This is a genomic window from Marinobacter salinus, assembly GCF_001854125.1.
GTDB classification, from domain to species: Bacteria; Pseudomonadota; Gammaproteobacteria; order Pseudomonadales; family Oleiphilaceae; genus Marinobacter; species Marinobacter salinus.
Genome location: NZ_CP017715.1, coordinates 163113 through 181999, shown reverse-complemented (window position 1 = coordinate 181999; position 18887 = coordinate 163113). Strand labels below are relative to the sequence as shown.

The 18887-nt window shown below is 56.2% G+C and carries 22 protein-coding genes; 9 read left to right on the top strand and 13 right to left on the bottom strand.

The features are described 5' to 3' along the window. Positions 1–191: 191 nt before the first annotated feature. Entirely contained in the window at positions 192–437 is a 246-nt protein-coding gene (locus BKP64_RS00900; RefSeq protein ID WP_227515471.1) for a hypothetical protein, read from the top strand. On the opposite strand, the gene BKP64_RS00895 is transcribed toward BKP64_RS00900, so the two are convergent. Further along, the gene (locus tag BKP64_RS00895) at positions 434–766 is read right to left on the bottom strand and encodes a homocysteine S-methyltransferase family protein (RefSeq protein ID WP_070964739.1); all 333 of its coding nucleotides are present in this window, start codon (positions 764–766) and stop codon (positions 434–436) included. The two genes, BKP64_RS00900 and BKP64_RS00895, sit on opposite strands and share 4 nt — an antisense overlap. 125 nt (positions 767–891) lie before the next feature. Between BKP64_RS00895 and BKP64_RS00890 the strand changes: the two genes are divergently transcribed. Further along, entirely contained in the window at positions 892–1512 is a 621-nt protein-coding gene (locus BKP64_RS00890) for a flavin reductase family protein (protein WP_070964736.1), read from the top strand. A gap of 416 nt (positions 1513–1928) precedes the next feature. Here BKP64_RS00890 and BKP64_RS00885 read toward each other — a convergent pair whose 3' ends face one another. Together BKP64_RS00885 and BKP64_RS00880 are read right to left on the bottom strand one after the other, a co-directional pair. Next, positions 1929–2360 carry a DUF3010 family protein gene (locus BKP64_RS00885; protein ID WP_070964734.1) on the bottom strand — a complete coding sequence of 144 codons (432 nt, stop codon included), beginning with the start codon at positions 2358–2360 and terminating at the stop codon, positions 1929–1931. A 19-nt stretch (positions 2361–2379) separates the two neighbouring features. After that, positions 2380–2724 carry a PBPRA1643 family SWIM/SEC-C metal-binding motif protein gene (locus BKP64_RS00880; protein ID WP_070964731.1) on the bottom strand — a complete coding sequence of 115 codons (345 nt, stop codon included), beginning with the start codon at positions 2722–2724 and terminating at the stop codon, positions 2380–2382. Between the two features lie 304 nt (positions 2725–3028). On the opposite strand from BKP64_RS00880, the gene BKP64_RS00875 reads away from it, so the two are divergent. After that, a complete protein-coding gene (locus BKP64_RS00875; RefSeq protein ID WP_070964728.1) occupies positions 3029–3652 on the top strand; it encodes a DUF642 domain-containing protein in 624 nt (207 codons plus the stop codon). 74 nt (positions 3653–3726) lie between these two features. On the opposite strand, the gene BKP64_RS00870 is transcribed toward BKP64_RS00875, so the two are convergent. Then, on the bottom strand, positions 3727–4050 hold the full coding sequence (locus BKP64_RS00870) for a hypothetical protein (RefSeq protein WP_070964726.1): 324 nt from the start codon (positions 4048–4050) through the stop codon (positions 3727–3729). Between the two features lie 285 nt (positions 4051–4335). Between BKP64_RS00870 and BKP64_RS00865 the strand changes: the two genes are divergently transcribed. The 4 genes from BKP64_RS00865 (at position 4336) to BKP64_RS00850 (ending at position 10319) form a co-directional block, all read left to right on the top strand. Continuing rightward, entirely contained in the window at positions 4336–6063 is a 1728-nt protein-coding gene (locus tag BKP64_RS00865; protein WP_070964723.1) for a choice-of-anchor Q domain-containing protein, read from the top strand. 247 nt (positions 6064–6310) lie between these two features. Next, entirely contained in the window at positions 6311–7528 is a 1218-nt protein-coding gene (locus BKP64_RS00860; RefSeq protein ID WP_070964722.1) for a polyhydroxyalkanoate depolymerase, read from the top strand. 127 nt (positions 7529–7655) lie between these two features. Next, positions 7656–8399 (top strand): 3-oxoacyl-[acyl-carrier-protein] reductase, encoded by a 744-nt coding sequence (fabG, locus tag BKP64_RS00855; RefSeq protein ID WP_070964719.1) that lies wholly within the window; start codon positions 7656–7658, stop codon positions 8397–8399. A gap of 24 nt (positions 8400–8423) precedes the next feature. Next, positions 8424–10319 carry a PHA/PHB synthase family protein gene (locus BKP64_RS00850; RefSeq protein WP_070964716.1) on the top strand — a complete coding sequence of 632 codons (1896 nt, stop codon included), beginning with the start codon at positions 8424–8426 and terminating at the stop codon, positions 10317–10319. On the opposite strand, the gene BKP64_RS00845 is transcribed toward BKP64_RS00850, so the two are convergent. Then, positions 10313–10708: a DUF2784 domain-containing protein gene (locus tag BKP64_RS00845; protein ID WP_070964714.1), complete on the bottom strand. Its 396-nt coding sequence runs from the start codon at positions 10706–10708 to the stop codon at positions 10313–10315. The two genes, BKP64_RS00850 and BKP64_RS00845, sit on opposite strands and share 7 nt — an antisense overlap. A gap of 82 nt (positions 10709–10790) precedes the next feature. On the opposite strand from BKP64_RS00845, the gene BKP64_RS00840 reads away from it, so the two are divergent. Beyond that, a complete protein-coding gene (locus BKP64_RS00840) occupies positions 10791–11528 on the top strand; it encodes a maleate cis-trans isomerase family protein (RefSeq protein WP_070964711.1) in 738 nt (245 codons plus the stop codon). A gap of 32 nt (positions 11529–11560) precedes the next feature. On the opposite strand, the gene BKP64_RS00835 is transcribed toward BKP64_RS00840, so the two are convergent. From BKP64_RS00835 to BKP64_RS00825, 3 genes are all read right to left on the bottom strand, one after another. Continuing rightward, positions 11561–12001, bottom strand: a complete 441-nt coding sequence (locus BKP64_RS00835; protein WP_070964708.1) for a universal stress protein — start codon at positions 11999–12001, stop codon at positions 11561–11563. A gap of 122 nt (positions 12002–12123) precedes the next feature. Next, positions 12124–12780, bottom strand: coding sequence for an NAD(P)H-dependent oxidoreductase (locus BKP64_RS00830; RefSeq protein WP_070964705.1), 657 nt, complete (start codon positions 12778–12780; stop codon positions 12124–12126). Positions 12781–12916: 136 nt separating this feature from the next. Next, a complete protein-coding gene (locus BKP64_RS00825; protein WP_070964703.1) occupies positions 12917–13813 on the bottom strand; it encodes a LysR family transcriptional regulator in 897 nt (298 codons plus the stop codon). 123 nt (positions 13814–13936) lie between these two features. On the opposite strand from BKP64_RS00825, the gene BKP64_RS00820 reads away from it, so the two are divergent. Beyond that, positions 13937–14917 carry a DMT family transporter gene (locus BKP64_RS00820; protein WP_198402634.1) on the top strand — a complete coding sequence of 327 codons (981 nt, stop codon included), beginning with the start codon at positions 13937–13939 and terminating at the stop codon, positions 14915–14917. On the opposite strand, the gene BKP64_RS00815 is transcribed toward BKP64_RS00820, so the two are convergent. From BKP64_RS00815 to BKP64_RS00795, 5 genes are all read right to left on the bottom strand, one after another. Further along, positions 14877–15371, bottom strand: coding sequence for a universal stress protein (locus tag BKP64_RS00815; RefSeq protein WP_070964701.1), 495 nt, complete (start codon positions 15369–15371; stop codon positions 14877–14879). The genes BKP64_RS00820 and BKP64_RS00815 overlap by 41 nt on opposite strands. A 43-nt stretch (positions 15372–15414) precedes the next feature. Continuing rightward, positions 15415–16743: a TRAP transporter large permease gene (locus BKP64_RS00810; RefSeq protein ID WP_070964698.1), complete on the bottom strand. Its 1329-nt coding sequence runs from the start codon at positions 16741–16743 to the stop codon at positions 15415–15417. Between the two features lie 23 nt (positions 16744–16766). Continuing rightward, a complete protein-coding gene (locus BKP64_RS00805; protein WP_070964695.1) occupies positions 16767–17282 on the bottom strand; it encodes a TRAP transporter small permease in 516 nt (171 codons plus the stop codon). Between the two features lie 4 nt (positions 17283–17286). Then, positions 17287–18324, bottom strand: coding sequence for a TRAP transporter substrate-binding protein (locus tag BKP64_RS00800; protein ID WP_070964693.1), 1038 nt, complete (start codon positions 18322–18324; stop codon positions 17287–17289). Positions 18325–18407: 83 nt separating this feature from the next. Next, positions 18408–18794 (bottom strand): 5-carboxymethyl-2-hydroxymuconate Delta-isomerase, encoded by a 387-nt coding sequence (locus tag BKP64_RS00795; RefSeq protein ID WP_070964690.1) that lies wholly within the window; start codon positions 18792–18794, stop codon positions 18408–18410. Positions 18795–18887: the final 93 nt, after the last annotated feature.

Genomic DNA, 18887 nt, shown 5'->3' with positions numbered 1-18887 from the left:
TTAACGGACCTTCCCGAAGGATAATTGATCAACAATGACTTAAGTATATCTGAACGAAGAGTTAAATTCTTTTCGTTTGATTGAAGGCAAGAAGACCTCCATCCTAGTTCCATGGCGCACTGTTTGAGAGCTTTCCCTGACCCAAACGGATGCCTTGTAAATTCCGGAATTCCATAGAGAGGTGACGACACATGCTGGCTCATAGAGACAATCACCGCGCATCCAGGCTGATGCCCCTCTCCTCCTGGATGGAAAGCTATTCCCGCAGGCAGCAGTTCAGGCGTATCGCAACGACACTTCTGGGGGAGCGGGATGAGATTATCTGCGACCTGGGCTATTCACGGCAGGAACTTGTCAGTGCGCTCAAGCTGCCGTTGAGAAGCGATGCGCTGACCTATATAGAGCAACGTCGCTCAAAGCGAAGACTCGCAGATTAGACTCGTCGGGGCGGTAGAAGGCAAACTTCGCTTTCGCCCCGACACCACCTGCTGCCGATTGCCTGGCCCAGCTCGGAAAACCGAATCAGCTGAAACCTGCCAGCCAGTGCGTCCGCAATCTGGCGAATATGGGTGGGTGTTATTTCACAGCAGCCACCCACGACAGCCACCCCTTCTGCGCCCCATGTTTGTATTTGATCGGCATAAACGGCCGGGGAAACGGCCGCAACCGCCTCAGCCAGGGTTTCTCCGGACTTGAGCTTGCCATCTTCTTCCACACGAAACGTCACACCGAAAGCTTGCTGATGGATGGCGGACAGCTGGCTCAAAAGACCTTGGCAAGCGCCTATGCCGATGGGAATGGGTATCTACCCCTATCAGGGGCGGGCAGTGAGCGGCCCCGAAGTAGCAAGCGTATAATCCCCGCCTAACCATCAACTTTCAGGAACGATACATGCCAAATGATCCACACTTTTACGAACCGTCCAATGGCCACGGCCTGGCTCATGACCCGTTCAATGCCCTGGTGGCACCGCGACCCATTGGATGGATCTCCTCCAGGAGCCGGGAGGGGGTGCTCAACCTCGCGCCTTACAGCTTCTTCAATGCCTTCAACTATCATCCCCCGATCGTCGGATTCTCCAGCGTCGGATACAAGGACTCGGTCCGGAATGCCGAAGCAACCGGCGAGTTCTGCTGGAACCTGGTGACTCGCTCATTGAGCGAAGCGATGAACCAGACGTGTGCCATGGTAGGACCGGAAGTCGATGAGTTCGCCCTCGCGGGCCTGACCCCGGAACCCTCACGGGTTATTTCAGCGCCCCATGTGGCGGAGAGTCCGGTAACGTTGGAGTGTCGGGTTTCCCAGGTGCTTCAGCTTGCGGGTGCCGATGGGCATAACGTGGACACCTGGATGGTTTTCGGTGAAGTGGTTGGCGTTCATATCGCGCAACACCTGCTTCGGGATGGCGTTTACGACACCGCAGCGGCTGAGCCGGTACTTCGCGGTGGCGGACCGGCGGACTACTTTTCAGTGGGTGAATCCCAGAAATTTCAGATGCATCGGCCTGGATAAAATCAGCGGGCGGTTCGGCAACACGCTGACAGGCCTGCTCTCTGCGCACCAGGATGAAACATTCACAGCCTGCTGTTGCCTGTTTTTGAGGCGCGCAATTCGGTTCCCCCGGGGATAGCGCGCCAGCCCCCATCTCAAATGTGATACGCAAACGCTTGTCTGCAAAGCCATTCTCCGTTAGCCGTTGCGTTTTGGCATAGATTCCGCTTTGTACCATTTCATTGCGGAAACCCCGGCTCCGGGTTTTCTGTCTCTGTTTCCGGGACGACCCGGACGGCTGCCACAGCCGAATTCCTGTCTGGACGACCAGATGACCTTATGACAAGCGAGGTTATCGAGATGTCAGCACCAACCCCAGAGCCAACCGGATACGCAATCTACGACGTCGCTGAGACAGGCCGCTCACTGGCTCAAATCTATTTCGCCATGTGCCCCACATAAGCGACGGTGAAGGCCGTTTCCTGAAAGACTTTCAGGCCGGTCTCCGCAAACGGAATGGGCAATGGGTGTGCCGCCAGCGTAGATTTGATCACCGCCGGCGAGATGGTATCGACTTCCAGATTACCAATGGAAATCAGCTGAATGGTTGCCTCCAGCTTGAAACTGACGGCACCACCGGCAAACTTGCCTTTGGGCATGCGCTCTTTAATGACCACTTTTTGAACACCATACTCCGACATAAGCGCAGCAAAGGCAGCCTGAAAATCCAGCAGGTCATCCCGGGTATGGTTCTTTTTGAGGGCCAGCTTGCGCACCTTGCACTCAGGCAGGCTGAACTGCCCCTGGTCCAGGTTCAGCAAACAAATAACAGCATCACTGCCAGTCAGTTCAACACCGCAAATAATCATCTGAACTCCTCACTAACCGCTAGCCACAACACTTCTTGAATTTAAGGCCACTGCCGCAACTGCAGGGATCGTTACGTGACGGAGCTTTGGCTTGCTCAACAGTGGGTCCCTTGTTCAGCAGCACAGTCAGAGCCCCGATGGATTCGACCGCCGTTTCGCGGGTATCCACTGTTATCTCGGCGTACAGCTTTGCCTCTGCGACTTGTGCCTCGACCTCTTGCTTACGCGCTTCACTGGTAACAACCAGGGTTAGAGGGTGCTTCTTGGTACCACTTTTTTGCCTGGCATTGGTCTGGAAGCCGCCATAAGCCGTGTGATGCTGGCGCGCATCCTGTCGGCCTTTAAAGAAAAATTTATCTGACATACTGAAACCCTGATGATTAAGGAGGCAACTTCCGGCACTCACGGAAACACTGCCGGCCGTCGATGCGGACACCTTTTAGCATGCTTATGGGGTTGGTTATATAGCAAAGTGTAAAGTACTGATGACTGGCGGTAGCGTACTGTTTCAGATCAGAAACAGAATACGTCGGATAATTTTACACACTGCTTTTTTCCGTTCGACAAAAAACTCAACAATACACTGAAAATTAGAACAAAAAACCAGAATGGCACCCCACTTGCTATATCTCCCTTAGCTACCAAATTATGCAGTTGAGGAAGTACCCATGTCGTTGTTCAGCCGTATCACCGCTCTCAGTGCTCTTACCCTGTCTCTTGCCGTTGCCGCACCTGCCAGTGCCAACCTTATCGTAAATGGCAGTTTTGAGGACCCGGATGTCGCTTCAGGCGCCTGGAAATCGTTTGATGCCAGCGAAGTACCGGGCTGGGACGGAAGCCGTATCGAAATCTGGGACAACTACAACGGTGAAACAGCATACGAGGGTTCCCAGTTTGCCGAACTGAACTCCGATCCTGGAACCGGAACCGCATTTAGCATTTTCCAGGACATTGCCACCGTTATCGGACAGGCTTACGACATGAGTTTTGCATATCAGGCCCGCCGGAGCGACACTGAAGTCTTCGCGTTTTCAGTCATTCCGGAAGGAAGTGCCACCCTTTCCTGGCAGCTCTCCAATCACACGACAGACGGCTGGAAACTCTTTTCGAACTCATTCGTGGCCACGGCTATCAACACGCGCATCATGTTCACCTCAGTGGTTCCAGAGACTGGCACCATCGGGAATTTTCTGGACGATGTGAAAGTGACGGTTGCAGTACCTGAGCCGGGCACTATTGCGATGTTGAGCCTGGGGCTCTTTGGGCTGGGCATGTCTCGCCGTCGCAGGTAACGTTAGTAAGAAATGCATAGAAAAGGCCGCGTCTGCGGCCTTTTTTCGTTGAACGCCCTGGAATGTCTTCCGAATTACCCGAAATAATCCCGCATCCAATCAAAAAGCGTCTCTGTTGTTAACTCGGCCAGAGGCATCTGTTCAAATTCAGTGCCGACCTCATCCTCAATGGTTACGAATTGATAGAGCAGAACTCCCGGTTGTTCATCATGCAGGATAAGCGTAATGCGACGGCGGGTGCGTAGACAGTCCAGAGTCATCACATCGGCGGGAATGCCGGCATCGCGCATACCGCGCCGCACCTCCACCACCGGGTTGATGTGCTGATGTGCAGCCTGAATGCGTGCATGGGCATCGCTGGCCATATCGGAAAGTGGTTTCAGGGGATCTTCAGACATCCGGCCTCCTGCGTAAGTGGCTGACAAGCATACTAGCAGTTAACGCTATCTGGCGAATCCCAGTCAGCTCAACCCGGGGTGTAATAACCGGTAAACCGGTTTCGGTGCCTACGGACCACCATCGCCAATTCACCGAAAGCTTGACCAAGGTCAAAGTCGCAGCACTGGGCGTGAATTAAAGGTTTCAGGGTGTCAGCAATGGTTCTAACTTTATAAATGAAGTGAAGGTTATTTATTGACCAACGGTAATTCAGTCAGAGTGCTCTATAAAGAAGGAATTTTAAGATGAAGACACATTCTGCTTCTCTACCCCCTTTCCTATTCTCGCTCGCGGTCGGGGCAGCTATCACAGCGTCCGGGGCAAATGCTGCAACGCTTTCTGTGGACACAACCGCTGACGACTTGACCTCTGGCGACGGGCTGTGCTCGCTTCGCGAGGCCGTCATCGCCATCAACACGACAGGCAGCACCGCGGGCGATTGTGCAGCTGACGGTGTTTACGGCACCAGCGATACCATCAACTTGCCAGCAGGCACATACCGACTGACCATTGCTGGACTGGATGAGACGCCAGCGGACCCGGCCACCAACCCTCCCACCGTCGCGAACACGCCCGATGCCGCAATCGGTGATCTCGACCTGATTCAGAGTGTGACCATTACAGGAGACGGCTCGGACACAACCCGAATTGAATGGGACCCCACGGCAGCTGACGCTACTGCGGCTGACCGGATTTTTCACATCTACACCGATGACGCCAACACGGCTAACGTGGACGTGGCGATTGCAGGCGTCACACTAGCCAGTGGACAGACCTTCGAGGTGGATCTGGGCGTGGCAAACCCCACTCCCGATACCGGGCCTGATCCAACCAATTATTTCCTTCGCCGTGCCGGTGGTGCGCTTGCGCTTGGCGCAGGAGCGGCGGTAGTGGAAATCGATCCCAACCTGGAAGGGTCCGAAAATGCCAACTCGGGCGGAACAGGTGGTTCCACCGGCGGTGAAGAAGGAGGAACAGACTATTCCCTCTCCCTCTCAGACGTCGTGATTGATGGAAACAGCGCGCAGGGTGACGGCGGCGGTGCCTATATCGCGGCGGCCACCACAGCGACCAATATCGTGCTGAGCAACAACACCTCCGCAACCAATGGTGGCGGGCTCTATAACGAAGCCACCACGTCCATCACCGACTCAACCGTCAGTGGCAACGTGGCCGAAGGTGGCGGTGGTTTGTTTGCGACCGGTGCAACACCGGTTACCATGAATGGCGTTACCTTTAGCGGTAACGAAGCCATCGGCGGAGGTGCGATCAGCAGCCGCTCCGGAGTCACGATCAACATGCTGAATTCGACGATCAGTGGCAACCTGGGCACAGATGTGGGTGGAGGGCTTTACAGCAATGGCTCTGCGAATCTGAACTTCGTTACCATTGCCAGAAATATCGCCAACTCGGACAGTCCAACTGCAGGTGCCGGCATCAACACCGTCCCGGCGGGCGGCGTTACGATCACACTGAAAAACGTGCTGCTGGAGGGCAACCTGACGGGATCAGACCCTGACAATCGAATTCCAGCCAACTGCGGAAAAACCGGAAGCAACACCTCCGTGATCTCCCTCGGTCACAACCTGAGCAGTGACAACAGCTGCGTTACAACCGTGGTATGGCTGGACGATACCACGGACATCAACAATGTCGACCCGAAGATTGACATCCTGGCTGACAACGGCGGTTTCACACAGACCCATGCGTTGCTTGAGGGTAGCCCTGCGTTGGCGGCCGGTGTTGCTACAGCCGGCGTAACCACTGACCAGCGCGGCATCACCCGTGACGACACCCCCGATATCGGCGCCTTTGAGGTACCCACGCCACCGACTATCTCAGGCTCGGGTAGCAGCGGAGGCTGCACCGCTAACCCCAAGGCGCCTTTTGATCCCTTACTGCCGGGCATTGTGGTTTTGGCGATTGGCGGACTGGTAGTGCGTCGCCGATACAGTGTTACCAAATCCCGCTAACCTCCCCGTTTGGGGCCTCAGAGGGCTGGCTACCCGTGATCGAGATTGGATAACGGGTAGCCAGCTATCCCGCAGAGGTCAGAAACCCCAATAATCCGCCGATCGCGCCTGATAGATCGCATCACACCAGTCAGTCACTATGTGCTAGTGTGTTTTCACGTTGCTTCCAAAGTGACCATCAGGTGGCGCATGAGACAAGGGATCTGCTCGACTATGCCGCAACCCAGAACTCAAGCAGGACAATGCCATGATGTATTTCGCCCACGAGATGAGCCGCGCCGCGCTGATGCCCCTACGCATGATGACCGGCGCCCAGAGCACCCTGCTGCGACACCCTCTGAATCCCCTGTCCCGCATACCCGGAGCACGCAGCGTTGCCTCGGCCTATGGGGTGTTTGGAGACCTCACCCGCCGGTACTCGAAGCCGGCCTTCAACCTGCACACCACCCTCTGTGACGGCGAGCGAGTTGACGTCCAGGAAGTCATTGTCAAACGCAATCCGTTTGCGCAGCTCAAACACTTTCAACGCAGTGTGGCTCGGCCCGACGACCCCAAATTGCTGATCGTCGCACCGCTTTCCGGGCATTTTGCCTCGCTACTGCGTGGCACCGTGGAGGCCATGCTGCCGGATCATGACGTGTACATCACCGACTGGCGCGATGCCTGCCAGGTTCCTCTGTCGGCGGGCGATTTCGGCCTCGATGATTACATTGACTACGTCATTGACTTTATTGACCACCTGGGTCCCGATACTCACGTACTGGCGGTGTGCCAGCCAGTGGTGCCCGTGCTCGCGGCCACTGCCATCATGGCCGAGGATGGCCATCCTTCTGCACCCCGCTCGCTGGCGCTGATGAGCGGTCCTGTAGACGGTCGAGTCGATCCTACCGCGCCCTGCAAACTGGCCACGGAGCACAATCTTGCCTGGTTCAAGCGCAACCTGGTTCACCCGGTACCCGCGCCCTACCCTGGTGCCATGCGCAAGGTCTACCCCGGATTCCTGCAACTCACCGGGTTTGTGAACATGAACCTCGACCGCCACATTGATGCCTATCGTGGGCTGTTCAATTCGCTCCGCGATGACGAGGTCGACAAGGTCAGCCGCCACCGTGAATTCTATGACGAGTACCTGGCGGTGATGGATCTGCCGGCAACCTATTACCTCGATACCATCCAACGGGTCTTCCAGGAGTTTCACCTGGCCCGCGGCTGCTTCCGCCACCGGGGGCGTCTGGTGAATCCGGCTGCTATCCACGACACCGCGCTGATGACCATCGAAGGCGAACAAGACGATATTTCCAGTCCCGGACAGACCCGGGCCGCCCACAACCTTTGTGTCAATGTACCGGACTCCCGGCGCCTGCATCATCTTCAGCCGGATGCCGGGCATTATGGGGTGTTCAATGGCAGCCGCTGGCGTGAGGTCATTGCACCGAAATTACGGGGCTTCATTCGCGCGGCATGACCTGTGGCTTTACGCTCATTTCTTGTGGGGTCGTAGGCGCTCTGCTAGCTTGAGATTAGAGTAATTGGGAGATCGCCAATTACTCTAATCTCAAGCTGAATAACAAAAAGATCCCAAGGAGAGTGTCATGCAAGACCTCGAAGGCAAGGTCGCCATCGTCACCGGCGCCTCTCGCGGCATCGGCCGGCATATCGCACTTCAGTTAGCCCAGCGCGGCGCCGACGTCGCCATCAACTACCGATCGCGTCAGCCCGAAGCGGATGAAGTCGTCAAAGAGATTGAGGCGACCGGCGCACGGGCCCTGGCCATCCAGGCCGACCTTTCCCAGATGCCAGAGGCCCGGAGCCTGATACGTCAGGTCCATGACCAGTGGGGGCGCATCGATATTCTGGTGAACAATGCCGGCATTACCCGCGACAAGTCCATGAAGAAGCTCACCGACGACGACTGGAATGATGTCCTCGACACCAATCTGGGAAGCGTCTACGCGACCTGCTCGGAGGTCCTGAAGAACATGATGGACCAGAAGTATGGCCGCATCATCAACATCACCTCTTTCGTCGGCCAGGCCGGAAACTTCGGCCAGGCCAACTATGCAGCCAGCAAGGGCGGAATCATTGCGTTCACCAAGACCCTGGCGCTGGAAATGGCCAAGTACAATATTACCGTTAATGCCATCGCCCCGGGCTTTACGGAGACCGAAATGCTCGCCCAGGTGCCCGAGAACATCCGCGAACAGATCATTGCGCGGGTACCGATGGGCCGTTTTGGCCAGCCCGAGGAAATTGCGCGAGCAGTGGTGTTCCTGGCAGCAGAAGGGGACTACATCACCGGCCAGCAGATCAATGTGAACGGCGGCGTATACATGTAGTGCCGCCGGTTGGAGAGCGTGACCATGGCAGACAAACCGATTAAGACCACAGCCCAGCCGGAATTCGAGCCTGATGTGGTACGTCGTTCACTGGTGAGAGCGGGGGTGCATGGTGGCCACCTGCTGAAACGCTCAATCCTGCGCCGATTGCGCGGCGCCCCTCCCAACCCGGTCAGCGTCAAGAGCATGACCAAACCCTTTGTCGCCCTGACCGGCCGGCTCGCTACCCAGCCCGACACCCTGATGTTCGCCCAGATGCGTCTGGTGAAGGACGCCACGCAGTTCTGGTCCGGCTTGCTGGCCAGCAGCGTAACTAAAAAGCCGTTAGCCGTGGCGGAGCCAGAGCCTGGTGATGGGCGGTTTCGCGACCAGGCCTGGAACGAGGTCATGGCGTTCAATGTCATCAAGCAGGGCTACCTGCTGTCGAATCGCTGGATCATGGACACCCTCGATGATGTCCGCGGCCTGGACGACCACACCCGGCGCAAGCTGAGATTCTTTACCGGCCAGATGACCGACGCTCTGGCCCCCAGCAACTTCATCCTGAGCAATCCAGAGGTGTTGCGCGCAACAATCCGGACGCGCGGCCGGAACCTGCTGCGCGGCCTGGCCAATCTGTTGCGCGATCTGGACGAAGGCGCAGGCCCGATGCCCTTTCGCATGTCCGACCCGGACGCTTTTGCCGTTGGAGATAACCTTGCTAACACACCAGGCGACGTTATATTCCAGAACCAGCTGATGCAGCTTATCCAGTACCGACCAACCACCGACACCGTGCACCGTCGGCCGTTGCTCGTGATCCCGCCATGGATCAACAAGTACTACATCCTCGATCTGGGTGAGAAAAAATCGTTCATTCGCTACTGGGTAGAACAGGGCCACACGGTATTCGTGGTCTCCTGGGTGAATCCCGGGCCGGAACTGGCCCACAAGAGCTTCGAAGACTACATGCTTGAAGGCCCGATCGCCGCCATGGACGCCATTGAGCAAGCCACCGGTGAGCGCGAACTGAATACGGTCGGCTACTGCATTGGCGGCACCCTGCTCGGCTGCACCCTGGCCTGGCTGGCTGCACGCGGGGACGACAGGGTCAAGAGCGCCACCTTCCTCAACAGCCTGATGGACTTCTCCGAGGTTGGCGATCTGGAAGTGTTCATTGACGAGGATGCCGTAGGCAAGCTCGAGAAAGCCATGAACGAGCAGGGCTACCTGGAGGGCGCCTCCATGGCGACGGCCTTCAACATGCTTCGGGCCAACAGCCTGATATGGTCCTTCTTCGTCAACAACTACCTGCTGGGACGCGATACCGCTCCCTTCGACCTCTTGTACTGGAACTCGGACGCCACCCGAATGCCGGCGGCCATGCACAGCTTCTACCTGCGCAACATGTACCTTAATAACCGGCTGCGTGAGCCCGGGGGGATCGAACTGGCGGGCATTCCAATCGACCTGGGCAAAGTTAAGGTGCCGAGTTACTTCGCCTCGGCTATTGAGGACCACATCGCCCCCTGGATTTCCTGTTATCGGGGTTCGCGCTACCTCGGTGGCCCGGTGCGTTTTGCACTTGGAGGCTCCGGACATATCGCTGGCATCATCAACCCGCCGGAGCGGAAAAAGTATGGCTACCGCCTCAACGATGAGAGCAATCTGGATCCGGACGCCTGGCTGCAGGGAGCCAGACAGTTCGAAGGTTCCTGGTGGCCAGACTGGGCTGCCTGGGCTGAACAGTTTGGTGGTGGTGAAGTGAAGGCCCGTTCTGCCGAGGAAGGAAACCTGCCGGTCATCGAACCAGCGCCCGGGGCCTACGTGCGAAACCAGCCTGCGCCACCGGCTCCACTTGTGCAGAAGCGCCGGCAACCTGCGCGAAAAAAAACTGCGTCGAGCAAAGCGGCAACGGCCCGCACGAAAGTGGCTCAGTGAGGCCCCGGCCTCACTATAAACCAGCTGACCAGAACCAGCGTGCCGAAAACGGAGTAGGCCAGGATAAACACCCAGTCCGGTGCACTGTAGTACAGAATGGACTGTAACCAATGCTGAATGAAGGAACCTTCGTAGCCCGCGTCACCCGCCTTTTCTCTAAGCGCCATTTCCCACGCCGTCAGCGGGCATAGCACGCCCAGCCAGGATTGCAGAACAACGATAGCGATAACAATCAGGTGGCTGAGGCGGAACCAGAAATTGCGTACCCACTGCCATTCGCGGAAATGACCAGCGAAAATCGCCACAAGCCCCAGAATAACGAAGGCCACCAGCATCGTATGCAGGATCAGGAGCAGGTCCGCCAGTACCAGAAGCCACTGGGTGCTCATTACCAATCTCCAATAACTGCTGCGTCTTCAGTTTTCGTCTATTGTAGAAGCACGTCAATCACTGCCAGCGAGGGAACGATCAATGAGCCATACCCTGCCTCCAGCCAGACTCGGATTCCTCTACCCGGGCCATGCAGCCGAGGATGATTATCCCCTGATGGGTTCCATGGTAGAGCCACCGGCCGAGGTCACCCTCATCCACACCGAATTCGTGGAAGACGCCCATACCGTTGAGGCTCTCAGTGAAATGGGAAGCATCCGCCGCCTTTCGAAAGGCGCGGAAGCCCTCGCTGGCTCAGAAATTGAATCGGTAATGTGGACCTCCACCAGCGCGAGCTTCGTGCTTGGCCTGGACGGCATACGCCAACAGATCGACACCCTTGAGAAACTTCTCAGTGTACCCGCGTCCACAACGGCCATGGCGTTTGCCCGAGCGGTGAAAGCCATTGGTGCAAAGCGGGTGGCTATTGCTGCCACCTATCCGGAAGACGTCGCACAGCGATTCCGGGAGTTCCTCAACCATTTCGAAATTGAGGTAGTGCATCTTGCCAGCCGCGGAATCGTGACCGCAGCTGAGGTAGGCACCCTGAACAAGGACGAGATCATCGACTTTGCACTGGCCAATACGCGCAAGCATGCCGACGCACTGCTCATTCCTGATACGGCCCTCCACTCTGCCGCCTGGCTAGGCGACCTGGAGGAAGCGACCGGGAAGCCTGTGCTGACGGCCAATCAAGTGAGTTTCTGGGAAGCCCTGCGCCTGTGTGGAAAACTGACGCCGCAGTCAGGGCTCGGGCAGCTGTTTGAACAAGTGCTCTAAAGCCCTGAAGCTCTCACTCATACACCCGAATCTCAAGCCCCGACAACGGTAACCGGCCCGACCGCATGCCTGACGATTTTTTCGCTCACGCTACCAAGTGTGAGGCTGCGAACCATTGAATGACCACGGCGACCCAGCACCAGATGAGTGCCTGGATGACCCTGCATGTATTCCAGGATTTCGTGTGCCGGATCACCGTGGAGAAGCACCTCTTCTGCAACCGGAACCTCTTTGTCCATGGCTTCTTTCGCAGCGTCGAATACCTCCCGGCCATACTTTTGCTTTTCCGCCTCGATCTTGCTGTGTTCAACACCTGCAACTACCAACGTCGATGATTTCGAGTAGGGATACACGGATACCAGTTTGAGTGGCTGACCGGTGGCTTTTGCCAACTCAGCGGCCATTTTTGCCGCTCCACTCGACTGCTCTGAACCATCACAGGCGACAACAATACTCGGAGAACCCTTTTCCATGGTGAAACCTCTTTCGTATGACGTGTACTGACAAAGTATCACCGCTTCAGGCCCCGCATGGTTGACGCAGGTCAACACCCCAGGGTTTCGCAAACTCTGTTGCAAAGAGGCGCCCGGGTAGTTCATGAGCTCTGTCGCTGCAGCTTGATAACAAAATCCTCGAAATCAAACCGCACCTTCGCCAACTCGCGGCTTTGGTCCCTTGCACTTCGGTGCCCCAAAGCCACTATAGCGGAGGTCTCAAGCCCCTGGTCGGTCAGACCCAGTATTTCGTCATAAGCCGTATTGTCGATGCCGGTCATCGGGCAGCTGTCGATTTCCAGCACCGCCGCCGCCATTAGCAAGGTCCCGAGTGCGATGTAGCATTGCTGGTGCGCCCATTCCCTTTTCTCCACCAGGGATTTGGATGCCAGAGCCTGCTTCATATGATTGGCATAGCCCGCAATTTCTTCAGCGGGAACGCCTCTGACCTTAACGTACTGCTCCACATACCGCTCCACCGTTTGATCGCCGATGCGGGTATCCGCTGCGAAGACGAGAAGATGGGAGCAGTCCAACACCTTTTGCTGGCCGAAGGAATACGGCAACAGGTCTCGCCGCACCGCTTCGGAGTCAATCAGGATCACCTTGTAGGGTTGCAAGCCATAGGACGAGGCACTTTTACGCGCGGCATCAATCAGCGTATCAACGGTCTGGGCGTTCAGCTTTTCAGGAGAAAATTCACGGACGGCATAACGCCAGTCCAAAGCAGAATGAATCAATGCAGATTGGCGCTTCATGGGGTGCTCCTCCTTCAGGTTGAAGCAGTCACTTTATGAAATCGCGAACCCCGGTTAAATAGAGGAAATTGAACTATATATTTTCCAATCTGGAAACAATAATGACAGAAAATCAATCAGCCTGAACCACCAGACCCTACTCCCAATAGGGCTTCTCACCCAGATGCTGGTCCAGATGTTCCAGTAAAAGCCTGACTTTCGTCGGCCGTTTTTTCCCGGGAGGGAAAAGGGCGAATACGGTATATGGCTTTGGAGAGAAACCCTGGAGCAGGGGAATCAATGAGCCGTTCTCTATGTCCTGTTGCACCAGAAAACGCGGCAGGAGGCCTACCCCTAAACCCCGCAACAGGTTCTGGCGGATTGCCAGGCTACTGTCGGTCCGGAAGTTGCCACTCACCGTGACCTCCTCTTCCCCCAGCTCCCAGACCCTGGGTCTGTCATGAAGAGTAAACATCAGGCAATTGTGCCGAACGAGGTCAGCAGGCGAATGGATCTCGGGTGCAGCCTCCAGATACCCGGGGGAGGCACACACGATGTTCCTCGATTTTCTGAGAGGCTTGGCAAGCAGGCTCGAGTCCGAGAGCGCACTGCGTACCCGAATCGCAATATCAACGCCCTGCTCCACCAGATCGACCATCCGGTCGCTGAGTTGCAGGTCAACGTCGATGTCGGGATAGCGCTTCAGAAAGCTGTCGATGGCTTCGGTGATGTGGGTCAGACCAAACGACATGGGCACATTGATACGAATCGTCCCTCGGGGCTCTGCCTGAAACCCTCTGGCCTCCAGCTCAGCATCCTCAAGGTCGTCCAGAAGCGCCTGGGCCCGCTTCAGAAATGCCAGGCCGGCATCGGTGAGGTTCATCCGACGCGTCGTCCGGTTGATCAAGCGAGTGTCGATATCCTGTTCCAGGAAAGCAATGTGTTTGCTGACGGTAGCAGCCGTAATATTCAGGTCATCCGCAGCCTTCGTGAAACTTCCCAGCTCCGCAACACGGCGAAAAACCTTCATGGCGACGAGTTTGTCAGTGGCCACACACACCTCAATATTTTCCGAATTGGAATAAGTATTGTTCGAATAGCTCCAATTATCAATCGAATGGACTCCGGCACACTAAGACTCACCACGTTCACATTCTCACCCTGGAGTAAGCTGACAATGATGGCCCTAATACAACGCTTACCGCTTCCGCCCCAGACCATTGCCTGGGGCCTGCTAGTCGCCAATGGCTTTCTGATCGCATTAATGCTGGCACTCGCGAAAGCTGCCACTGCTCAGGGTGTGCCAGCCGTCACCTATGCCTTCTGGCAAACGCTCATTGCCGGCTCGGTTCTGCTGCTGGGTTCAGCCAGGTTCAGCGCAATCTTCGAACGGCGCCTGACCACCTACTTCGTGATCAGTGGCCTGACGGGGATTGCGATTCCTAATGCCATCGCGTTCTACCTTGTCAACAAACTGGGCGCCGGCTTCATCGGTATCATGTACGCCCTGCCGCCGATATTCACTTTTCTGATTGCCACAACGATGGGGCTCGAGCAACGTAACTGGACTAAACTCACCGGCTTATCGATTGCGGTTTCGGCATGCGCCTGGATTGTTTTGCAGCGCCATTCAGAAATGAACCAAGCGAATGGGCTATGGTTCGCCCTCGGCTTCCTCATCCCCGCCATGTTATCGATCGGCAATGTTTACCGCTCGGTGGCCTGGCCCAGACAGACGAAACCGTTGATTCTGGCGGCCGGCACTTTACTCGCGTCCGCCATTTCACTGGGCGCGCTTGCATTACTTACCGAAACGCCCCTGTTTTCGCAGGACTTTGGCCAGCCGTTTCTGGGCATCATCATCTTGCAGGGCCTGCTCACGGCATTGACTTACTACTGCGCTTTCGAGCTTCAAAAGCGCACCAGCCCGGTTTTCTACAGTCAACTTGGCGCGGTAGCCGCGGTATTCGGCTTGATCATCGGCATCGCATGGTTTAACGAGAGCTATTCACTCAGCATCTGGCTAGGCGCCATCATGGTCATTGCGGGACTGCGGGTGAGTAACCGGGCGGCTTCAGTCAAAAATTGCCAGCCGCCTGGAGATGACACAGGCTATATCAGGCAACACCCAGAGGCACGATCAGCACAGGACGCTTAGAGTGAGTCAGCGTCTTGGTCGCGGTAGAACCCATCAGTGCCTGACCTAGCGCGCTGTGCTTGCGGGTTCCCATAACAATCACATCGGCATTCATCTCGTCGCCGACTTCAAGGATTTTGCGCCAGGGCGTGCCTTCCTCGATGCGCGCCTCAATATTCTTCATGCCTAACACTTCGTGCTCTTCCAGCTCTTCCTCGCAGAAGCGCTCTATCCGCCCGCGAATTTTGACGCTCAACGCCTCAACACCCTTGTTCAGCATGTCGTCGAGCTCTTCTTTTTCCATCATATTACTCAGCACACTACGTGTAGTGCCCGACAGGGACTCAATCACATACAGGTATGTGATCTGAGCTCCGGAGTAGTGACCACACAGACTGACCGCTGCACGGAATGCCGGACGTGAACCTTGATCAAGATCGGAGACATATAAAATCTTTTTAACATCATGAAACATCTTCTTCTCCTCTACCCACCCGTGACAGGTAACGCTGTGCCGCTTAGTGGTACAGCATCTCCGGCAAAAACAGTGCAATCTGGGCAATAAACACAATCAGCGCCAAGCGCACGATATCGGCACACCAGAACGGAGTAACACCCTTGAAGATAGTGCCCGTTTTGACATCTCTGAGCACTGCACTGAGCACAAAGACGTTCATACCCACGGGTGGCGTAATCAGACTGATCTCAGTCACGACAACAACAACTATGCCGAACCACACCAGATCGAAGCCCATACTCTCCACCAGCGGATAGAATACCGGCACCGTTAACAGGATCATCGACAGGCTCTCAAACACCATCCCAAGAACGATATAGATGGCCAAAATTGCCAGAATCACGACAATCGGGGCCACATCCAGTGCAGTCACGAACCCCAGCAGCATATCCGGCAGCCCGGCCCGGTTAATAAAGTCCGAGAAAATCAGCGCCCCGATCACCACGGCAAACAGCATTGCAGAAGTACGCGCTGTATCCGCCAATGTTTCAAAGAGTGTCGGCAAGGTGAGGCTGCGCCGGGCGAGGGCAATCACAAAAGCGCCACCGGCACCGATGCCCGCCGCTTCCGTCGGCGTGAATATACCGAGATAGATACCGCCCATGACGACGGTGAACAACAGCAATACGCCCCAAACTCCTTTCAGTGCGCGCAAACGTTCCGACCAATCGGCTTTCCCACCTGCGGGGCCGGCGGCGGGATCCCGCCAAACCACATAACGCACGGCGACCATATACATCAGCATGCCGAGGATGCCCGGAATGAAACCGGCGGCGAACAGTTCACGGATAGATGACTCGGTCAGCAGACCGTAAATTATCAGAATCACGCTCGGCGGAATCAGGATGCCCAAGGTGCCGCCAGCAGCGATAGAAGCGGTGGCCAAAGAATCGGCATAACCGTATTTGCGCATCGGTGGCATGGCCACCTTGCCCATGGTCGCGGAGGTCGCCAGACTGGAGCCGCAAATCGCCGAGAAGCCACCACAGGCGACCACCGTTGCCATGGACAACCCGCCCTTTCGATGACCGAGAAAGGCATTGGAAACATGGTAAAGCTCCTGGGCCAGGCCCGAACGGGTCACCAGGTTACCCATCAGCACGAACAACGGAATTACCGACAGGCCATAATTCTGGACCGTATCGATCACCCGGTTCGACGCCATCGACAGAGCGCCCCGCCAGCGGAAATCCATGACGTTGTTCAGGTCCAGCCCCATCAGAAAGGCAAAACCAAAGAAACCGACCAGGCCCATGGCAAAGGCAATTGGCACCCTCAGAACCACGATCAGGAAAAGGAGAACGGCAAAGCCGGTCAGCACGACGGTCATAGAATTTTCCGTAACTGATTGGTTTATTTGTCAGGAGTGAACAAGACGCGATAAACGCCGAGCGTTATCATGCACGCGGCGGTCAGCCAGCTCATAATGGCGATGTACTCAGTGATATAACCACTGGGAAGGCCGAGAAATTCCGTCACAACACCACGCCGGATCGACCTCTCGCCGAGCTCAAAGATCCGTACCGCAAGGAAGTACATCGAAGAGGAGATAACAAGGGCGGAAAGCAGCCCAAGAACCTTCAACACCTTTTCCCCAAGCACATTGTCCAGCAGATCCACCACAATATGCCCACCCCGATAAGTGATAACCGGCATCGCCGCGAATACCATGAGGGCAAGGCCGAGCCGGGTGAGCTCAGTGGCCCCGGGAACGGGACTGTTGAAGAGGTAGCGTCCGGCCACGTCCACGCAGGTAGTCAACATAAGCAGGAAGAGAACTGACGCTGCCACAACCTCCAGAAGGAAGACCAGCCACTTGGCTGGCCCCTTCTCGCTATAATGCCTGTTAACCCATGTAGCGAGAGACATGCGGTTACTCCTGGTGTTCACGCTCATACTCTCGGGCAACGGTCCGCAGCTCCTTGAGCGCCTGTCGGGCATTCGGGGCACGATCAGACACGTTCTGGATCCACTGTTCGTCCATGCCCTGAATCAGCTTCTGGAAGTCCTGCGCCATCTGATCACCTTCCTTGACCTGGATGATGTTCACGCCGGCTTCCTGCGCGGCCTTCAGGCCCTCGTCATCAATACCATCCCAGGCGCGTCCGGCCAGGGCGGAGAGTTTTTCGCCCGATACGCTCATGATCGCCTCGCGATCCTTGGGGTCCAGCTTTTCCAGGAAGTATGGATCGATGAACATGGAAAAGCTGCCGAGGTACATGCCTCCAGGGAGCATGGTGACGTTGGGCGCCACTTCCTTGAGACGCAGGGTCTTCTGCTCACCCATGGGGAGGAAGGCGCCATCAATCACCCCCTGCTGCATCATTTGATAGACTTTTGGGGCGGGTGCCGAAACCGGAGTCACGTCCATCCGCTTGCCAAGCTCGGTCTGGACGCCACCACCAATACGAATCTTCTTGTCCTTTATCTGATCGAAGGAGGTGATCGGCTCAATGGAATGGATATAGCCCGGACCATGGGTAAACGTGCCTATGAGGGTCAAACCTTCAAACTCACCGGAGTCCATGAAGTACTTGTTATACACCCGCCAGAGTGCAACGGAAGCCGCCTCGGCGCCTACTCCCAGACCCGGCAATTCCACCATCTGGGGCAACTGGAAACGGCCCGGAACGTAACCGTGGTAACTGAATCCGGCGTTGACGACACCGTCCTCTACCAGCTGGAACATGGTTTTCGGGTGGCCCAGATCATTTTCGATTTCAACCTTAACCCGTCCTTCGGTTGCCTCTTCGACCCATTTGGCCCATGTCGGCCAGACCACTGCGTTCTGCGGGTTGGTCGGCGGCAGCCAGGTGCCCACGTGCAACGTCGTGGCGGCAAGAGCGCTGCCGGAAATCGCCAGCCCCAATGAAAGTATGGCGGCTTTGGTAAAGATCTTTGTTGTTGTCATAACGGCCTATCTCCTGATTATTTTGTAGTTATCGCTTGCATTGCCGCGGCCCGGGAAGTCCCAATGAACGCTTCAGACTCCCTTCAGGTATCCGCGAAAAGTGGATGAATGTTGTTCCTGTTGAATTTGAGAACGGGATCCAGCTCCGTCATCTCGAATGAGATCTGGCAATAGCTGGTATCGGTGACCGGCTTCATCCAGTCGCACAGAATGTCAAACACCCGCTCGGCGACTTCCTTTTTCAGATCCATGTCCCGGCCATGGCCAATCTTCAGGGTCAGGTTCAGGAAGGAGAAGTCTTCCCTGCCATCCGCGACCCGGAAGTCGTCACAACGAATAGCCCGACTACGAACACCACCAATTGGGAAAGCCCCGGTAGAGACAACGTATTCGTGTAAACGTGAGAACAGAGACTGGAACTCCAGACGGTCGTGGAGGTTACCTGAATACTCGACGATGAAATGAGGCATAGGATGAGTCCCGGATAATAGGTTCATCGTTGTTATTGGATGCCCCCGGCAACGTTTTCGAAACCGGGATTATCCAGAATCTAATTAACATAT

Bases quoted from the DNA above. Each gene is read 5' to 3' on its own strand.
- fabG (WP_070964719.1), top strand. From the start codon at position 7,656: ATGCAAGACCTCGAAGGCAAGGTCGCCATCGTCACCGGCGCCTCTCGC.
- BKP64_RS00805 (WP_070964695.1), bottom strand. From the start codon at position 17,282: ATGTCTCTCGCTACATGGGTTAACAGGCATTATAGCGAGAAGGGGCCA.
- BKP64_RS00875 (WP_070964728.1), top strand. From the start codon at position 3,029: ATGTCGTTGTTCAGCCGTATCACCGCTCTCAGTGCTCTTACCCTGTCT.
- BKP64_RS00850 (WP_070964716.1), top strand. From the start codon at position 8,424: ATGGCAGACAAACCGATTAAGACCACAGCCCAGCCGGAATTCGAGCCT.
- BKP64_RS00880 (WP_070964731.1), bottom strand. From the start codon at position 2,724: ATGTCAGATAAATTTTTCTTTAAAGGCCGACAGGATGCGCGCCAGCAT.
- BKP64_RS00835 (WP_070964708.1), bottom strand. From the start codon at position 12,001: ATGGAAAAGGGTTCTCCGAGTATTGTTGTCGCCTGTGATGGTTCAGAG.
- BKP64_RS00815 (WP_070964701.1), bottom strand. From the start codon at position 15,371: ATGTTTCATGATGTTAAAAAGATTTTATATGTCTCCGATCTTGATCAA.
- BKP64_RS00860 (WP_070964722.1), top strand. From the start codon at position 6,311: ATGATGTATTTCGCCCACGAGATGAGCCGCGCCGCGCTGATGCCCCTA.
- BKP64_RS00890 (WP_070964736.1), top strand. From the start codon at position 892: ATGCCAAATGATCCACACTTTTACGAACCGTCCAATGGCCACGGCCTG.
- BKP64_RS00810 (WP_070964698.1), bottom strand. From the start codon at position 16,743: ATGACCGTCGTGCTGACCGGCTTTGCCGTTCTCCTTTTCCTGATCGTG.
- BKP64_RS00840 (WP_070964711.1), top strand. From the start codon at position 10,791: ATGAGCCATACCCTGCCTCCAGCCAGACTCGGATTCCTCTACCCGGGC.
- BKP64_RS00870 (WP_070964726.1), bottom strand. From the start codon at position 4,050: ATGTCTGAAGATCCCCTGAAACCACTTTCCGATATGGCCAGCGATGCC.
- BKP64_RS00795 (WP_070964690.1), bottom strand. From the start codon at position 18,794: ATGCCTCATTTCATCGTCGAGTATTCAGGTAACCTCCACGACCGTCTG.
- BKP64_RS00820 (WP_198402634.1), top strand. From the start codon at position 13,937: ATGATGGCCCTAATACAACGCTTACCGCTTCCGCCCCAGACCATTGCC.
- BKP64_RS00885 (WP_070964734.1), bottom strand. From the start codon at position 2,360: ATGATTATTTGCGGTGTTGAACTGACTGGCAGTGATGCTGTTATTTGT.
- BKP64_RS00845 (WP_070964714.1), bottom strand. From the start codon at position 10,708: ATGAGCACCCAGTGGCTTCTGGTACTGGCGGACCTGCTCCTGATCCTG.
- BKP64_RS00900 (WP_227515471.1), top strand. From the start codon at position 192: ATGCTGGCTCATAGAGACAATCACCGCGCATCCAGGCTGATGCCCCTC.
- BKP64_RS00865 (WP_070964723.1), top strand. From the start codon at position 4,336: ATGAAGACACATTCTGCTTCTCTACCCCCTTTCCTATTCTCGCTCGCG.
- BKP64_RS00830 (WP_070964705.1), bottom strand. From the start codon at position 12,780: ATGAAGCGCCAATCTGCATTGATTCATTCTGCTTTGGACTGGCGTTAT.
- BKP64_RS00800 (WP_070964693.1), bottom strand. From the start codon at position 18,324: ATGACAACAACAAAGATCTTTACCAAAGCCGCCATACTTTCATTGGGG.